Here is a 14,424-nt window from a genome sequence, read left to right on the forward strand (position 1 = left end):
GTCAGCCGAGGAACAAAACGAAAGGGACCGAGTCCGCCAAACAGCTGGCCGCTCGATCCCTGCGAGATCGTCCTGGTACCGGGAGGGGGACTCGAACCCCCAAGGCCTTGCGACCGGCGGATTTTGAGTCCATGAATAACCGGCCGCCATAGTCGCAACTACTTAATTTAATTGATGCTGAGTTGTGTTGGATTACGCTGACTCACCTTGAATTTGCCCCTAAAAGGTGAGTCACAGGTGAGTCCCCCTACTCTTCCTGCTCTCCCTACCCTTCTCCACGCAGTTGATCGTCACATGATCATACAGGGTGAGCGCCCCCAGAATGTAAATTTCAAATCATATCATTCCAGACAGTTATTCAAAAAATAAGAAAAATATTGTTTGGCTACACGGAAAGTAGCCAAGCTACGCCATGCGTAGCCCTAGAGAGTTGAGGCCAGTGGCTTCCCCTCTTTGCAGAGCATTGAGGGAACACTCTTGAGTGGAGGATCGCCATGAGCGACAATGACAATTCCAAATTCGTACCGCCATTTGAGAAACCCAACGCGCCTGGAACAGAAGAGGCAGCAAAGGTTCATGCTACCTTCGGTGCCATGACAACGGCCAACCCCAACTTCATCCCGCCGTTTGCACCACCGAAGAAATTGGGGACCACAAGCCTTGATGATGTAACCGCTGTGCCTGCCGATAACATGGCTGAGGTGGCCGAAGATCTGGCAACTTCCTACACCAATGACAACAGCGACAAGGTTTCCTCCACGCTGGAAGCGTCGACTGGCATCGAAGCTGTCGCCGCCGCACCCAAGGTCGACCAGGCACCTCAAACTCGCTCTCCCGTTGGGATCGCTGACCCCATCGACGAGGACGAGATGGATGAAAGTCGCTTTCTTGCACATGATGCATGCTGCCTGAAGGACAGAACCAGCAGACAGCTTACCCCGCCCAGATACATCATACAGGATGTGCTGCCGATCGGTCTTACCGTGTTCATCATGCCGAATGACCTTAAAGCAAAGAGCTTTATGCTCGCCATGGCAAAATCCGTAGAAACCGGAATGCCCCTCTTGGGTGACCATGCGATCCAGAAACCTGGAGACATGTTTTACCTTCACGACATGGAGCGTGATGCCGAGCTGACTCTGATGCAGGAAGAAAATTTGCTTCCTGAGGATGCCGCAGGATTGTGGACTAAGATGGTCGAAAAGAAGGATGCTCATCAGAAGAGCCTCAACGCCTTTAACGAAAGGGTCGAGACGGTTCACACCAAGTCGGTCATTTTGATCGATGGCGTCCTCCAGTCGTACCTTGAAAGGACTTTTGCAGAACAGAAGGTGCCCGCGGTCATGGCCGGAGCCAAGTCCTACCTGGAGGGTCTCAAGAAGTTCGGACACGCTCATGGTGTTTCGGTCATCGTCCCTCTCTACATGCATCGCAAGTTGGAAAAGAAGATTGCGAAGGAAGTGATGACACTGGAAAACCGGGAATTGGCGGACACGATCCTCACCATAAAGGGCAATGCCGACAAGGGCGAGTATCGCCTTGAAGTGTCTCGCCGTGGTGTGCATCGCAAGACCTTGAACATGATTTGGACCACAACCGGCTGGACGATGAAGCCTGCCGGGAAACGGGGGAAGCCCAAGGCGGGATCCAAGCCCAGCGCTAACGACAGCTGAGAGGCTATGTAGGTCGAAGCTGGCGCAGTTGGACGTGCGTAGGCTGAACTTGGACCTATGTTGGACGTCGCTGGCCTATGTAGGGTGAACTTAGATGGGGGTCGGGTAACCGGCCCCCTATTTCGTTGAACTTGGTATGGCCAAGATTATGTAGGACCTATCAGTTGCACCTACGCTAGACCTCGCCGAAGTCCTTGGAGTTTTTCATATAGAGATAGTGAAGGCATAGACCAAACCAGAAGCGACCGCCTGGGCAGATCATAAATGGAATCGAAACCTGCGCAATCAAAATGTTGAAAAGGAGGATTTTGAAAACTCCAAAAAGTAAATGAAAAATCTCGAACCGGAAAAACTTACGGGCACATCTTCTAGCATCTTACAAAAAGCGAGGATAGCATGTTGAACTATTACGATTTAACGGCAGAAATGAAACGGTATCATCGATTTGTTGTTTGGGCTCTTTATGAAGACAAGGCGTATGTGATGGACCCAGAGACACTGCATGTCTTTGACAGTCCAAATTTCGTTGAAACTATGAAGTATTGTGAAGCCAAAAGACACATAATGAAAATCAGAAAAGTTAGCCCTTATGAAATAAACCTGGCATTTGTCGATGATGGTGGAAACCTGAGATTGTTCGAAATTTAAGAAGCGCGAAGCCATCGCACGTGTACTTACTGAACTTAGATGGGGGGGCAGACCACTGGCCACGATTTTCGAGAACTAGGCAGAGCCAAGGATGTGTAGGACCTCTCAGTTGCACCTACGCAAGACCTCGCCAAAGCCAATGGAGTTTTTCGTATAGAGATTGTGAAGGGTAACGCCCCCCAGCAGACCTCCTAGCCTGACCAAGGCGGTCGTGCAGAACGTAGCGAAACACGGATGGCAGTAACATGAAATTACGCAAAGCTTGAAAATCTTGAAGGCGGTGAAGCTAAGTAAATTGGAATTTCAACAATGGGAAATTCAACACAGACAACAATTTAACCACGGAGAAACAAATGGTAAGAAAAAATGGACTAAAAAACGAAAGAATAGTAAACAAACTGAAAGAATTTAACGCAGTCTTAAATGCTCTTTCCGGCGTAAATGGAGTGATGGCCGAATCTGGAATTGATATCAAATTTGATTACCACGCAGCAATGCAAAGCGGCTGCGCAGTGCAGAAACAAATGGATGAAAGCAGAAACGTTGACCCGGAGCTCGTAATTAGTGGCGTAACCTTTGAGGCCCTTGTAAAAGGGTACACGTCTTTAAAAGATTAATACTACAGAAGCAGAAAATAACAATTAGATTATTTCAGAGTAAGGCGGGCGAAAGCTCGCCTCACTTTTTGGAATAAAATTAATCTGGAGAAAAAGATGACGAAGGAACAAAAACAGAACAAGGACAAGCAGGTTGTTGACTTGCTCGAAAGTCTCGAGTTTGCGAAAGACCAGGACGGTTGCATATATGCCAAAATTACACCCGACTCGAAATTTATCGAGGTCAACTCGAAAGAATTCAGCAACTTCTTGATTCTCGCGTACAGAGACAAATGTCATAAAATTATGCCGTCCCAATTTTTATCTAATGCCAAATTCTATGCAAGTGCATACGGCGATGGAAATGGAAAAGCAGTACGGTCTGGACTCAGATTTGGCTTCGAGAGAGGGTTTGATTACATCGACATGGCAGATGAAGAAGGAAATGTCCTAAGAATCGACGACACAATGTACACAAAAATCAAAGATAGTCCAATAATATTTAAAACGAATAGTGAAAAACTTCCGATTAAGATCTCAGGCCCATGGGGAGATGCCAAAAAATTCTTGAAATACGCGAACTGCAGCAGTTCTGCTCAACAAATGTTGCTCCTGGTCGACTTGTGCCTCAGTCCGCTGGCAAGAATCAACCAACCCGTTACCTGCTTTGTTGGGCAGGAAGGAAGCGGAAAGACAAGCACTGCGAGCAAGTTCAGAAGCGTCTTTGACCCAACTACCCACCTTAAAGAAGACTTCGTAAAAACAAAAGAGGGGTTCTACCTAACACTGAATTCATCAGGCATACCACTCTTTGACAATGTTCGAAAGGTTGACAACTGGCTGTCAGACTTAATCTGTCAGGCTGTCACAGGAACATCATACGGCAAAAGAAAGCATTACGTAGATACGGACATGTTTAAGGTGTCAATTCAAAAGAAAATACTTGTTACCTCGATAAATGTTCCCAGCTTCGAGCCTGACTTTCTTGATAGAGCATTGATATTTGAATTTGATAGATTGCCAATGAGCAAAAACGTCGACAGAACAATTCTTGACGCTGACTTTGGCGAAGATCTTCCTGAAATTCGAGAAGGATGTCTAAAAGCTCTTGTAGAGGCGAAAAGATTGTTGCCTGGCATCGAGCTGGCAGGATTGTCTCGAATGGGCGACTATGAACGTTTTGGCGCAGCCGTAGCTGAGGCTCTGGGTTACAACGCAAAATCATATGTGAAGTCTTTCAGAGCTCTTCAGATGAAATTTAAGAACACAAGAGCAAAGCTGTCGGCGAACAGTTTTATCAGTGCAGTAAAAATTTTGACAGAAAGTGCAGGAAGCATAGAGGGTCGCACTTCAGATATGCTCATTCAATTGAATAATATTGGAGATGATCAATCCAAGCTGAGCAATGATTGGCCAAAGAGTCCCATAAGCCTAGGCGTCAAGCTAAGTAAGTATGCAGCAGATCTCGAAGATCTTGGTATTGTCGCAGTAAAGTCAGAAACTAAAAATGGAAGTGTCTGGAGCTTGAAACTATTACAAACTGTAAACACGAAAGTTGAACAAATGCCTCAATCTGGGAATGACAATGACAAGAAATTTGAGAATGATTGCGAATAAATTAAATCAGAATATAACAAAAAAATTGACGATACAGATTCATTCTTTGGATAGAACTTGATCTCAGTATTTAGGGAGTTGCAAAACTCCCTATTTTTTAGCAGAATACTACGACCAGGATGGCATTGCTGTTGACATTTTGCTTTGGGGGACACTGGGGTGGCAAGTAGTCCCTGATGGCAAGTGGATCCCACCAACCTGCCACCAGTAAGCCATGGAAATCACTTAAGTTATGGTCCTGATGACAAGATGGCAAGTTGGAAATGGACTTGACCAGTTTTTATTTCTTCATATTTTTTTACTTAATCAATACTCTTTAATGTTTTGGTATTAATATATTTACTTATTTCATGAAAATATTAATGTAATAATGATATAATAACAATACTTAAAAATATTTCATATGAAAGAAAATAACATAATTAAAAAATATAATTGTTGAAAACCAACCTGCCATCCTGCCACCAGTTTGTTTTAGTCAATAAAATTAGTATCTTATTGGTGGCAAGTTGGTGAATTGGAGTTGCCACCCATGGCACTTGCCACCAGCAAGTGTGCTTTCCATGGTAAATGCCAAAACCTTTCGGCAGTAAATTCTGGAATTCAATTCAGACACAAAGATATAATTTTCATTTTTGAATCTATCAATACCTAGGAATGAGATCTAAATTATGAGTAAAATCTCTGAGGAATTAATTGCCGAAAAACCTTGGGCGATCCTTGGTATCTCTCGAAAACATTATGAATCCAGCAAACCCTGGAAGAGGTCTAAATACTCTCGCGATAAGTTTGAACAATTGCTCAAACTCTTTCCCGACGAAGCAATCCAAGTCTTGAAACTTAATGCTGCGGCAGATCTACTCACAGAAAGCTGTTTGAATCGATGGGATAATCTAACGTTTGACGAAGATTTGAAACTGGGATTTTCAAATGTCTAATCTGTCACTTCCGCCCGGCACCAGGATCGCATGATCATTTCGTCGGAGCTCATTTCAAGGATCTGGGCTGAGTATTCCCTGAATCCCAGAGGCATCCACGGGCTGAGTCATTGGGCACGTGTCCGCGAGTTCGGGTTGAAACTTGCCGAGACCACTGGAGCCGATCCTGTCGTGGTTGAACTTTTCGCGGTGTTCCATGATTCCCAACGCCACAATGACGGGTGTGATCCTGAACATGGTCCACGGGGCGCACAATTGGCCAGGTCGCTTTGCGGTGAGTTTTTCAAGGTTAAACCCGCTCAGTTGGAAATGCTTTGCCTCGCCTGTGAGGGGCACACGGTCGGTACGGCAGATGTCGATGAGGACATAACGGTGTTCACCTGCTGGGACGTCGACCGCCTTGACCTGCTTCGAGTTGGAAATCAGCCAAACCCGAAATACTTCTGCACGCCAGCTGCACGGGACAGGTCAATCATTGAGTGGGCGTGTTCATGGTCATCCGCTGGATACGAAACCGAGAGACTGAAACAATGGCTTGTTCTTCTGGATTAATATTCTGGTGCTGAGAACTCGTAAAAGACACCGAGCTCAATTGCGGCTGATGAGGGTCTTCGTGGGATCAAATCAATAAATTTTCTATATGGCTCTACGACGGATTTGTCATGACTGATGCCGATTCCGAACTTCCAGTATGAAAGATATGAATCACCCCTTTCTGATGCGTAGACATTCCCGGTAGCGGCAGAAGCGTCTAAAGCGTATTCCCAATTGTTTTCACGCATGTTGACGCCAGAATTTGGATTCGGAATCCGTGAAAGGTCAAACAGCATTTCAGCGCTACGTGAATCGATTGGCCAAAAAGTAGCTACACGAAGTCTCCCATCTTCTCTGCGTGAAATTGCTGCAATTAGTTCGCTTTCTCGTTGGATTGTAACTATTTCAGAATTCAAGTCTACTGGGCCAAGTTCAATCCACCATTCATCACTTCTGGCTACAACCTCAGATCTATCATCGGGAGGTGATACCAATTCTGCCAATCGACTCATAGCAGGTTTAAAATGTTTCCAGTCTTGTTTTCCCGGGCTTATTTTAACTTGAAGCCAATATAGTAAGCTTGCGAACGATATATTCCCACCATTTTCGAGAGATGAGTCAAGTGCGTCAACGGGTACGGGGTAGTTGATGTCAGGAAGACCAACATGATCCAGCATTTCTTTTTTTAGACGTAACTCAACAAATTCTGATAGTTCGGCGTGAGGCATTTTAATGTCTCCTTGTGAGACGGTTTCAATATTTGGCAGTATACGGCTCAGCATGTTTCAAGTGCTGCTGCCAATTCTCCGCGTAGATCTTCGCCAACTCCTCGGACTTGATGATTAGCAAATTTTCTGCGTTTTTCTCATCAGCAGTCTTCGTGAAATTGTAGCTCCCGGTGATGACCGCCTTCCCGTCCAGGATCATCACCTTGTTGTGAGCAATGGCATGGGCGGCATCAATGAACGTCGGAATTTCAGAATTCGCCAGGAAGTTCGCAATGGTATACGGTTCACTCCCCTGGCCCTTTCAATTAACAGCGTTGAATAGATACATCATCAATTCACCGACATATAACAACATTTTTTGAATTTTTTACCACTACCACAAGGACACGGGTCATTTCTTTCACATTTCCCCATAGGCGACCTTTTGTGATTTTGCGTATGGCTGATTGACGTATACACACCATCTCCATCTGTTTTTCTTAATATAAATTCACTGCTAAATGGGTATGGCGGCAAAGACTCAAGTGACAACTGGACACTGTTAGCATACGTGACCATGTCGTCTATTGTTTCACGAATAACTATTTCAAGCTTATTAAATGAGCCATACTTATACACAGAGAAAGCGCCATCTTTTTGCAGGGCAACAATGTTTCCGTATTCATTTCTGAAGTTGTTTGAAGCTACAGCGCCATGCGAGGCTAGGAACTGGCTAGAATTGTTATGGTGCACATAGTCGCACAGTTTCGCATATTTATCCTTGATGCCTTTGTGTTCCCCTGTTTTATCCATGCGATCGATGCAATTAGATATGCTTATTGGCTTTTTAATGTTATTGGAAATATTCGCCTTGGAGAGGGCGTAATTCTTGCCAGTGTCACTTGTCGCATAACGAGCGCGCAAAATAAATTTAAAAAACTCTTCCCCCTTTGACTTCCAAGTATTGTCTGCCTTTTCATAAATCATATTTAATTCTGAAGATACATAGTGACAAAATGCAGCCAATTCAACAACACAGCGCGCAAACAAATAAGGTCCAAATAAATTCTTTGAGCATATTTGGTTGATATAGCCATCAATTAAGTAGCAAAGTTTTAGGCCGTTGGACGCCTTAAAGTTCATAGCATTGGCCTCGGATCCCTGACAAATATGTCGTATTATTCTACGATCATTTCCTTCTCTTGATGCAAAGTCTAATTCAAAACAACAATCAGGGATACCGATTTCTTTTTCAAATTTGGCAACTAACTTGTCTCTTAATTCAATTAGCGCAACCTTAGAGTCATCATTTAACTTTTTATAGTAAGAAAAGTCATTTTCAGCCATAACACCTCCATGGCCTATGGCAATGGTAGCCACTTAGCCTCATGACGTGGAATAAAAATACAAATAAAGCCAGCCATTTTGTTGGCATAATATTGGTCAAAACTATAATGAACATTGGGTTTGGTCGTATCGAGTGCTGCGCCGACAGTATGTTGCCAATTGTTGTTTGACTTTTTGGTTATTGTTCATTCGTGGCTTTAATGCGGCCCCTTGAGGCGGTTACAATCGCCTTTGGCAACTTCTTGCCTCGATAAATATTGAACTGTTTATTAAACTATAAGGTAGCTTAAACTTATCGTCTTTAGTGTTTGACGTGATGTCCAACTTCAATCAGGACCCGCATTAAGATATTAACCGAAAGAGCTTTCACACCAAAATAAATGACTCGCAACCGCTGGTTCGGAACCTCTTTGATGCCCTTGTCATCAAGATCTCGGAGCACGAGATAGGCTGCGACATCCGCTGGATGAGACAGCCCTTTGTTCCGAATCTTCCCATGGACTTCCGCGACGCCCTTGGAAAGAGAATCGGAGATGGCACCGCATTTGTCTTTGAGGGCTTTGAGTTCTGACAGATCCAGGTTCTTGACCTGGCCAGTCCACTGGATCGAAATATCCTTGAGGGAGTGTGCGGCAAGATCTTCGGCCGATTTCGTAAATGGCTTGATCGACCCACCCCAGAGGCTCAACTGGCCGGTGCTCTTCCGGGTTCCATTCGATCTTTTGAGCTTGTCGTCTTTCTGATCGTAACATTTCAGCATGTTAGCCTCCAGGTCGTGGGCATCGTCGCATCATCATGGGGCATTTCCTGCTTACCCTAAAAAGAACCCCGCGAGAAGCGGGGACGAGACAGTGATAGCTACGGATTTCACGAATGTCATAAGCCCTCGGCATATTACGTCCATCATTTGTGGCGTAGGTTTACGAAATAGTGTTGATCAGGAAAAGCATCCCTTTGGACGAGGCTTCATTCGCAAAGTGCAAAAGCGCGTCAGGTGAACCAAAAAGCCTGACCTCATTATAGATTCCGCGTTCGTCAAAGGAAAATCCAATTTGTCTTGATATTAGTAGGCTGATGAGTTCATCTTCTTTCTCTCGATTGAATTTTAAATCTTGCGAAATTTCAGGGGTCCATTCGTTCCTTGCCATAATCCCATCTAAGACAGCAACAACTTGCTTCGAGATGAATGACCTGCGGACGAAGTTGCGCCCATCAAGGTTCGTTCTGAATAGTTCCATTCTGATTATTGGATTGTCCACAAGTAACCCCGTGGACGCATCGATGATCACAAGGTTGTTCGGATCGGTCAAGTATGTGTCTGTTTTGTTAAAACTGGATGTGATCCGAACAATTGGATTTTCACCAAATTCATTTGTGAAGGAAGCAACCCTGTCGCGGAATGCCCGCCCGCGCCTTGAGCAATTCCAAAGAAAAGTGTCCGAATCGACTGTAGCATTTGTAGTCGGACCGGCGAAGTCGAAAAGACTTCCTTGGTCTGCTGGGGATGGTTTCGGTAGGGCCGACGTCGCTGGAGTTTCCTCGGCGGGAAAGGAAGTTGTGTTATTCGATTCCTTCTTCAAAGGTTTCATCAAACGGGCAGAACACCGGCAAGCATGCGGTTTCTTAGACTTTGCGGGTTTCAACTCGATTGATTTCAGCATCTTCATTCCTCAAATTTTAGATATCCTAAAAAGAACCCCGCGAGAAGCGGGGCTAGATCACAAGGATTACCGGTATCAAATTTTCACGAAGATCTTCGGCAGGTTCCGCACGGTGATTCATTTTCAAACGTCTTTGTAAAGTAACCGTGGTTTCCCATCATCAAATACCACGGCAGGACATCCACACGGAGTCCCTCTGCTTGGACAGGGGGCAACCACGCACACCCAACACTGGTCATGATTGCTGCTAGAGTCTTGGCTCTTCATTGAGGTATTCTCCATTGATGATCTTGGTTTTGAATTTCTGGTTGAACATGTGTTCCAGCGCAGCAATTAAGTTTGGATCGATCTCTTTCTCAGGGCACCGAAATCCACTGGCTCTGGCAGGGCAATCTTCTGTGTCACAATCAAGGCATGTCTTCTTCACCACCGTCTCTTGAATTTCTTCCATTTCTGCATCCTCAATTTCTAAAAAGTATTTTTATATAAACAACAACCAGGAATAAAATATCCTGATGCTGTTATTACTTGATATGGCATTCATTGCCTCCAGAAACTGTAGGAGGGGTTTGTATATTCTCAGCGGCCATAGAGAAATAGTATGGGAAACGTACCCAGGAGGTTTTCCATGCTACAAGACTATCTCAAGGCAGGTTTCCCCGCGATTTCGATTCTCACCCATGAACCAGCACGAGCTGAAAAAGTCATTCCATTCGAAGGACATTGGAGGTTCTTTGCCTGGGACTGCATGAGGGGAATACGACAAGCGGGTTGCGCGAAGATCTTAGAGGGGGTCCGTGATCCGGTAGAAGCATTATCCTGGCTCAACAACAGTATGGATACTGTCCTGCTGGCACACAACCTTCACCTGTTCACCGACAGTCCCGAGATCATACAAGCGATTCAGAACGGTGCGGAATTGTGGAAGTCGAAAGGCAACTGCCTGGTTATGATCTCGCCGGTCATCCAGATGCGCCCTGAACTCAAGGCCATCTTCACCGTGATCGACCTGCCGCTCCCTGACACAGAAAACCTCTATTCGCTCCAACAAGAGTTGGGCAACCCCCTGAACGTCAAACCCAACAAGAAAGCCGCGCGTCTCGCTCGCGGTCTCACCGAATTCGAAGCCGAATGCGCCTACGCGCTTAGCTTGGTCAAGCGCCACTACTTCTCCTCAAAAATCATCAGCGATCTTAAATCGCAACTCATCCGTAAATCCGGTCTTCTCGAAGTCTGGGAACCGGAACATCTGTCCAACGTTGGAGGTCTGAGTCAACTCAAGACCTATATCCGCTCAAGAGCAAAGGCGTTCACGCCTGGAAACGAACATCTCCCTAGGCCAAAAGGCCTGCTCCTCGTGGGCATACCTGGAACTGGTAAAAGTCTTTCATGTAAAGCTGCTGCCAGTATCTTAGGATGGCCACTCATCCGCCTTTCTCTAGGAGATATGAAAGCAGGGATCGTTGGCGAGACAGAGAAACGCATTCGCCAAGCCTTGCAGATCATATCCGCTTTTGGCGAGTCCGTCTTGTGGATAGACGAAATCGAAAAGGCACTTGCCGGAGTAAAAAGCTCTGGTGAGACAGACGGAGGAACTACATCAAATGTCCTAGGTGCGTTGTTACATTGGTTTCAAGAGAACACCTCACCCGTGTTCGTCATGGCAACTGCTAACGACGTTCAAAAACTGCCCCCTGAAATACTCAGGGCAGGCCGGTTCGATTCAATATTTGCAGTCGATCTACCTTCCAACCGTGAACGTAGAGAGATCATGAAGATCATGAACGCCAGATACGGCACCAACTTCTCGTTGGAATTCACTGACCAACTCAACGGATTCAGCGGAGCCGAGATTGAACAGGTTTTCCGCGAAAGCCTTTTCACCGATTTCGGAACTGCGCTTAATGCAGTGATACCCCTCTCCCGCACAATGCGCGAAGAGATCGACGCCCTACGCAACTGGGCACGCACTCGTGCCCGTCCGGCCAACACTCCAGACGATGCTCCCGAGGAATCCCGAAAGATCCGCACATCAACCCCTGCTATCCAATAGGAGGTCTCATGTCGCATGTTTCCAAGATTGAGATCACGATCAATGACATAGTCTGCCTCAAGCAGGCATGTCAGCGACTCGGTTTCGAATTCCGCGAGAATCAACGCTCGTACATCTGGTATGGGCGCTTGGTCTCTCCAGACAGATACCCGCTCCCTGAAGGCATCACCCAGCAAGACCTGGGGAAGTGCCATCATGCGATCCACATTCCCAATGCATCCTACGAAATCGGCGTGGTCCAGCAAGGTACAAAGTTCCTGCTGCTCGCCGACTTCTGGGATACCAGTCTCAAGAACGCCATCGGCGACGGTGGTGGAAAACTCAAGCAAGCCTACGGTGCTGAACGCACCATACAAGAGGCTCGAAGACGCAATTACCGCGTTATCGAAAAGAAGACAGCCTCTGGAATCCGCTTGATCCTCACCGCCTAAATACCAGTTCCGACATCGCTTCTAACTCTTCGGCCCCACGTCCTTTTACCCGTCCACCCGTGATCTCACGTATGGAGAAGAAGGTGTTTTGCCTATGCAGAAACAAATTGTTGTGGACATTGATGATTCTGGGGAAGTCCAGATTCAAACCAAAGGTTTCAAAGGTCCAGTGTGTCTTGAAGAAAGTAAATTTCTGAAAGACCTGCTTGGCCGAGAACTATCTCAGCATCTTACCGCGACGTTCTATCAGAAAGACAAGATCGAGATGAAAAAGCACATCAACCTATGCGGCTGACAAAAGCCCGAAGGAGCATTTCATCATGAGCAACGACACGTTCAAAAGAGCCTGTCTGGTCCAGTTGGCTACCAGCTGCTGGATCGGTGCGAAGAACATCAACCAGAGCCTTTTGGGCGACCTGGGCAGTTCTCCTGATTGGTTGAAAGGCAAGAAATTGCTCGTCAACCCAGAACTTCTCGGTCCTATCAAAACGACCATTCAGCAATCACGGAAACTTCTGTCCCGCTATGCGCTGCCATTCCCTTTGGCAGGTCTGCATCTCGTGCCCAAGGACTCTATCGACGAAATCGACAACAGGATGGAACAGTTCAAAAATGAATTCTGGTCCAAGGTTGATACATTCGCGACATTTTACGATGAAGCATGTTCTGAGGCCAAGTCTGCTCTTGGAGAACTATTCTCTGAGACAGATTACCCACAGGACATCAAATCGAAGTTCCGCTTTGCATGGTCTTTTATCGTGCTTGATGTTCCGTCCAAGGCTTCGTTCCTCTCTCCAGAAATTTATCAGAAGGAGAAACAGAAGTTCCAGGACTTAATGACCGAGACACGTGAATTGGCTGTTGCTGCATTGCGTGAAGAATTCGGGGAGATCATCACCCATCTTTCCGAAAAGATCACCGGCGGCGACAAGCCCAAGATCATCCGATCCAACATGTCCAACCGCATCAACGAATTTCTGGACGGCTTTGCTGACAGAAATCTCTTCCAGGACGAAACCCTGGCAAAACTGGTCGATGAGGCCCGAGGTCTGGTCAAGACTCTGAACGGAAATCCCTACGGTGTTCAATACAACGAGGTTCTCCGTCAGAAGGTCACTCACGACTTCAGCGCGCTCAAAACCGCCATTGATGCTGCCATTGAGGAAATGCCCCGGCGACGCATCCTGTTGGATTCCGTCGATAGGGGGTCACTTCCAAACGCAGCGTGAAGACTGACCATTTCTGTCAGACATCGCATCCTAAAAACAGGGAGGTGGCCAAACCGGCTGCCTCCCGTTCCATTTTCTGGAACAACAGAAAGCGAGGATATACCCATGCCACTTACTCTCTCGAAGACGAAGCTCATGGCTTACATCTCCTGCCCGGAGAAATTCCGACTGAGATATGGCCTGCGGCTGAAACCGCTACGGGATGATCCCGCCCTCATTGAAGGCCGCGCCATTCATCACCTGGTCGAGTCGGGTCTCATGTACCGTGACGCCATCGAGGACGTGCTCCCGGTCGCAAATATGCGGTTCTGGGAATCCACGCCTTTCGAGACCTGCGGCTACGATACCATCGAAGACTACCAACATGCTCAGACACGGTGCCTATCGGACTCCATAAAATTTCTCGAGCTGATCGGCCCCATGCCTATCTTGGCCGTCGAGAAAGATATCCAAGTGCCCCTGACCCATCCGTTCACCGGCGAGGTCTGGGACAGCATCACCATACGCGGTCTTATTGATTTGGTTTCAGAAACCGAATCCGGCCCTGCTGTCATCGACATCAAGACCGTGGGGCGCACACCATCCATGAAAATGGCTGCCATTTCGTCAGAATTGGCCCTGTATGCATACCTGCTGGCGTATCCTGACTACTGGGATGCCAGGCCTGTCGAGGTCGCATTCCTGAACCTTATCCGTACCAAGGAACCCAAGATTACCTATGACAAGGCAGTTCTTGGTCTGGACGAATTTGAAAACATTGTCACAACATGTCGTCAGGTGGCAGCATCAATCAAGCTCGGTCATTTCTGGAAGAATCCCGGAATGCAATGCGGTTGGTGCTCCTACAAATCCCTCTGTCATGGTGACAAGCAGACCGCTGTCAATATGCTTGGCGAATACGCCTGGGAATTCTACCAGATGACCAAGGACGTAGTTGCCTATCAGCAGTTGTCACCAACTTTGAACCCGCACGATCAGGCGGCATAGGAG

Annotated in this window: 17 protein-coding genes; 11 read left to right on the plus strand and 6 right to left on the minus strand. The window is 46.7% G+C overall.

Translation table 11 applies throughout. The features are described from left to right. Window positions 1-494 precede the first annotated feature (494 nt). The 6 genes from MLE18_RS03185 (at window position 495) to MLE18_RS03210 (ending at window position 6,024) form a co-directional block, all read left to right on the plus strand. The gene (locus MLE18_RS03185; RefSeq protein ID WP_243367324.1) at window positions 495-1,673 is read left to right on the plus strand and encodes a hypothetical protein; all 1,179 of its coding nucleotides are present in this window, start codon (window positions 495-497) and stop codon (window positions 1,671-1,673) included. A 396-nt stretch (window positions 1,674-2,069) separates the two neighbouring features. Continuing rightward, a complete protein-coding gene (locus MLE18_RS03190; RefSeq protein WP_243367326.1) occupies window positions 2,070-2,321 on the plus strand; it encodes a hypothetical protein in 252 nt (83 codons plus the stop codon). Window positions 2,322-2,674: 353 nt separating this feature from the next. Continuing rightward, window positions 2,675-2,938 carry a hypothetical protein gene (locus tag MLE18_RS03195; RefSeq protein ID WP_243367328.1) on the plus strand — a complete coding sequence of 88 codons (264 nt, stop codon included), beginning with the start codon at window positions 2,675-2,677 and terminating at the stop codon, window positions 2,936-2,938. A gap of 96 nt (window positions 2,939-3,034) precedes the next feature. Continuing rightward, window positions 3,035-4,534, plus strand: a complete 1,500-nt coding sequence (locus MLE18_RS03200) for a hypothetical protein (protein ID WP_243367330.1) — start codon at window positions 3,035-3,037, stop codon at window positions 4,532-4,534. Window positions 4,535-5,205: 671 nt separating this feature from the next. Beyond that, on the plus strand, window positions 5,206-5,472 hold the full coding sequence (locus MLE18_RS03205; protein WP_243367332.1) for a hypothetical protein: 267 nt from the start codon (window positions 5,206-5,208) through the stop codon (window positions 5,470-5,472). Window positions 5,473-5,502: 30 nt separating this feature from the next. After that, window positions 5,503-6,024 carry an HD domain-containing protein gene (locus MLE18_RS03210; RefSeq protein WP_243367334.1) on the plus strand — a complete coding sequence of 174 codons (522 nt, stop codon included), beginning with the start codon at window positions 5,503-5,505 and terminating at the stop codon, window positions 6,022-6,024. On the opposite strand, the gene MLE18_RS03215 is transcribed toward MLE18_RS03210, so the two are convergent. The 6 genes from MLE18_RS03215 to MLE18_RS03240 all read right to left on the minus strand — a co-directional run bounded on the left by MLE18_RS03215 (window position 6,021) and on the right by MLE18_RS03240 (window position 10,172). After that, a complete protein-coding gene (locus MLE18_RS03215) occupies window positions 6,021-6,734 on the minus strand; it encodes a hypothetical protein (protein ID WP_243367336.1) in 714 nt (237 codons plus the stop codon). The two genes, MLE18_RS03210 and MLE18_RS03215, sit on opposite strands and share 4 nt — an antisense overlap. 25 nt (window positions 6,735-6,759) lie before the next feature. Beyond that, window positions 6,760-7,008, minus strand: a complete 249-nt coding sequence (locus MLE18_RS03220) for a phospholipase D-like domain-containing protein (protein ID WP_336605557.1) — start codon at window positions 7,006-7,008, stop codon at window positions 6,760-6,762. Window positions 7,009-7,064: 56 nt separating this feature from the next. Then, window positions 7,065-8,093, minus strand: coding sequence for a YecA family protein (locus MLE18_RS18065; protein WP_243367338.1), 1,029 nt, complete (start codon window positions 8,091-8,093; stop codon window positions 7,065-7,067). Between the two features lie 268 nt (window positions 8,094-8,361). After that, window positions 8,362-8,820 carry a hypothetical protein gene (locus MLE18_RS03230; protein ID WP_243367340.1) on the minus strand — a complete coding sequence of 153 codons (459 nt, stop codon included), beginning with the start codon at window positions 8,818-8,820 and terminating at the stop codon, window positions 8,362-8,364. Between the two features lie 160 nt (window positions 8,821-8,980). Further along, window positions 8,981-9,721: a hypothetical protein gene (locus MLE18_RS03235; RefSeq protein WP_243367342.1), complete on the minus strand. Its 741-nt coding sequence runs from the start codon at window positions 9,719-9,721 to the stop codon at window positions 8,981-8,983. Window positions 9,722-9,968: 247 nt separating this feature from the next. Continuing rightward, window positions 9,969-10,172 carry a hypothetical protein gene (locus MLE18_RS03240; protein WP_243367344.1) on the minus strand — a complete coding sequence of 68 codons (204 nt, stop codon included), beginning with the start codon at window positions 10,170-10,172 and terminating at the stop codon, window positions 9,969-9,971. Between the two features lie 177 nt (window positions 10,173-10,349). On the opposite strand from MLE18_RS03240, the gene MLE18_RS03245 reads away from it, so the two are divergent. The 5 genes from MLE18_RS03245 to MLE18_RS03265 all read left to right on the plus strand — a co-directional run bounded on the left by MLE18_RS03245 (window position 10,350) and on the right by MLE18_RS03265 (window position 14,421). Beyond that, window positions 10,350-11,774, plus strand: a complete 1,425-nt coding sequence (locus MLE18_RS03245) for an AAA family ATPase (protein WP_243367346.1) — start codon at window positions 10,350-10,352, stop codon at window positions 11,772-11,774. Between the two features lie 8 nt (window positions 11,775-11,782). Continuing rightward, entirely contained in the window at window positions 11,783-12,205 is a 423-nt protein-coding gene (locus MLE18_RS03250; RefSeq protein ID WP_243367348.1) for a DUF1257 domain-containing protein, read from the plus strand. A gap of 94 nt (window positions 12,206-12,299) precedes the next feature. Then, complete coding sequence (locus MLE18_RS03255) at window positions 12,300-12,500, plus strand: DUF2997 domain-containing protein (RefSeq protein ID WP_243367350.1); 201 nt, start codon at window positions 12,300-12,302, stop codon at window positions 12,498-12,500. Between the two features lie 25 nt (window positions 12,501-12,525). Further along, window positions 12,526-13,434, plus strand: a complete 909-nt coding sequence (locus MLE18_RS03260; RefSeq protein ID WP_243367352.1) for a DUF3150 domain-containing protein — start codon at window positions 12,526-12,528, stop codon at window positions 13,432-13,434. Between the two features lie 105 nt (window positions 13,435-13,539). Continuing rightward, window positions 13,540-14,421 carry a PD-(D/E)XK nuclease family protein gene (locus MLE18_RS03265; protein ID WP_243367354.1) on the plus strand — a complete coding sequence of 294 codons (882 nt, stop codon included), beginning with the start codon at window positions 13,540-13,542 and terminating at the stop codon, window positions 14,419-14,421. Window positions 14,422-14,424: the final 3 nt, after the last annotated feature.

It is taken from the genome of Fundidesulfovibrio soli (genome assembly GCF_022808695.1).
In the GTDB taxonomy this organism is placed as follows: Bacteria; Desulfobacterota; Desulfovibrionia; order Desulfovibrionales; family Desulfovibrionaceae; genus Fundidesulfovibrio; species Fundidesulfovibrio soli.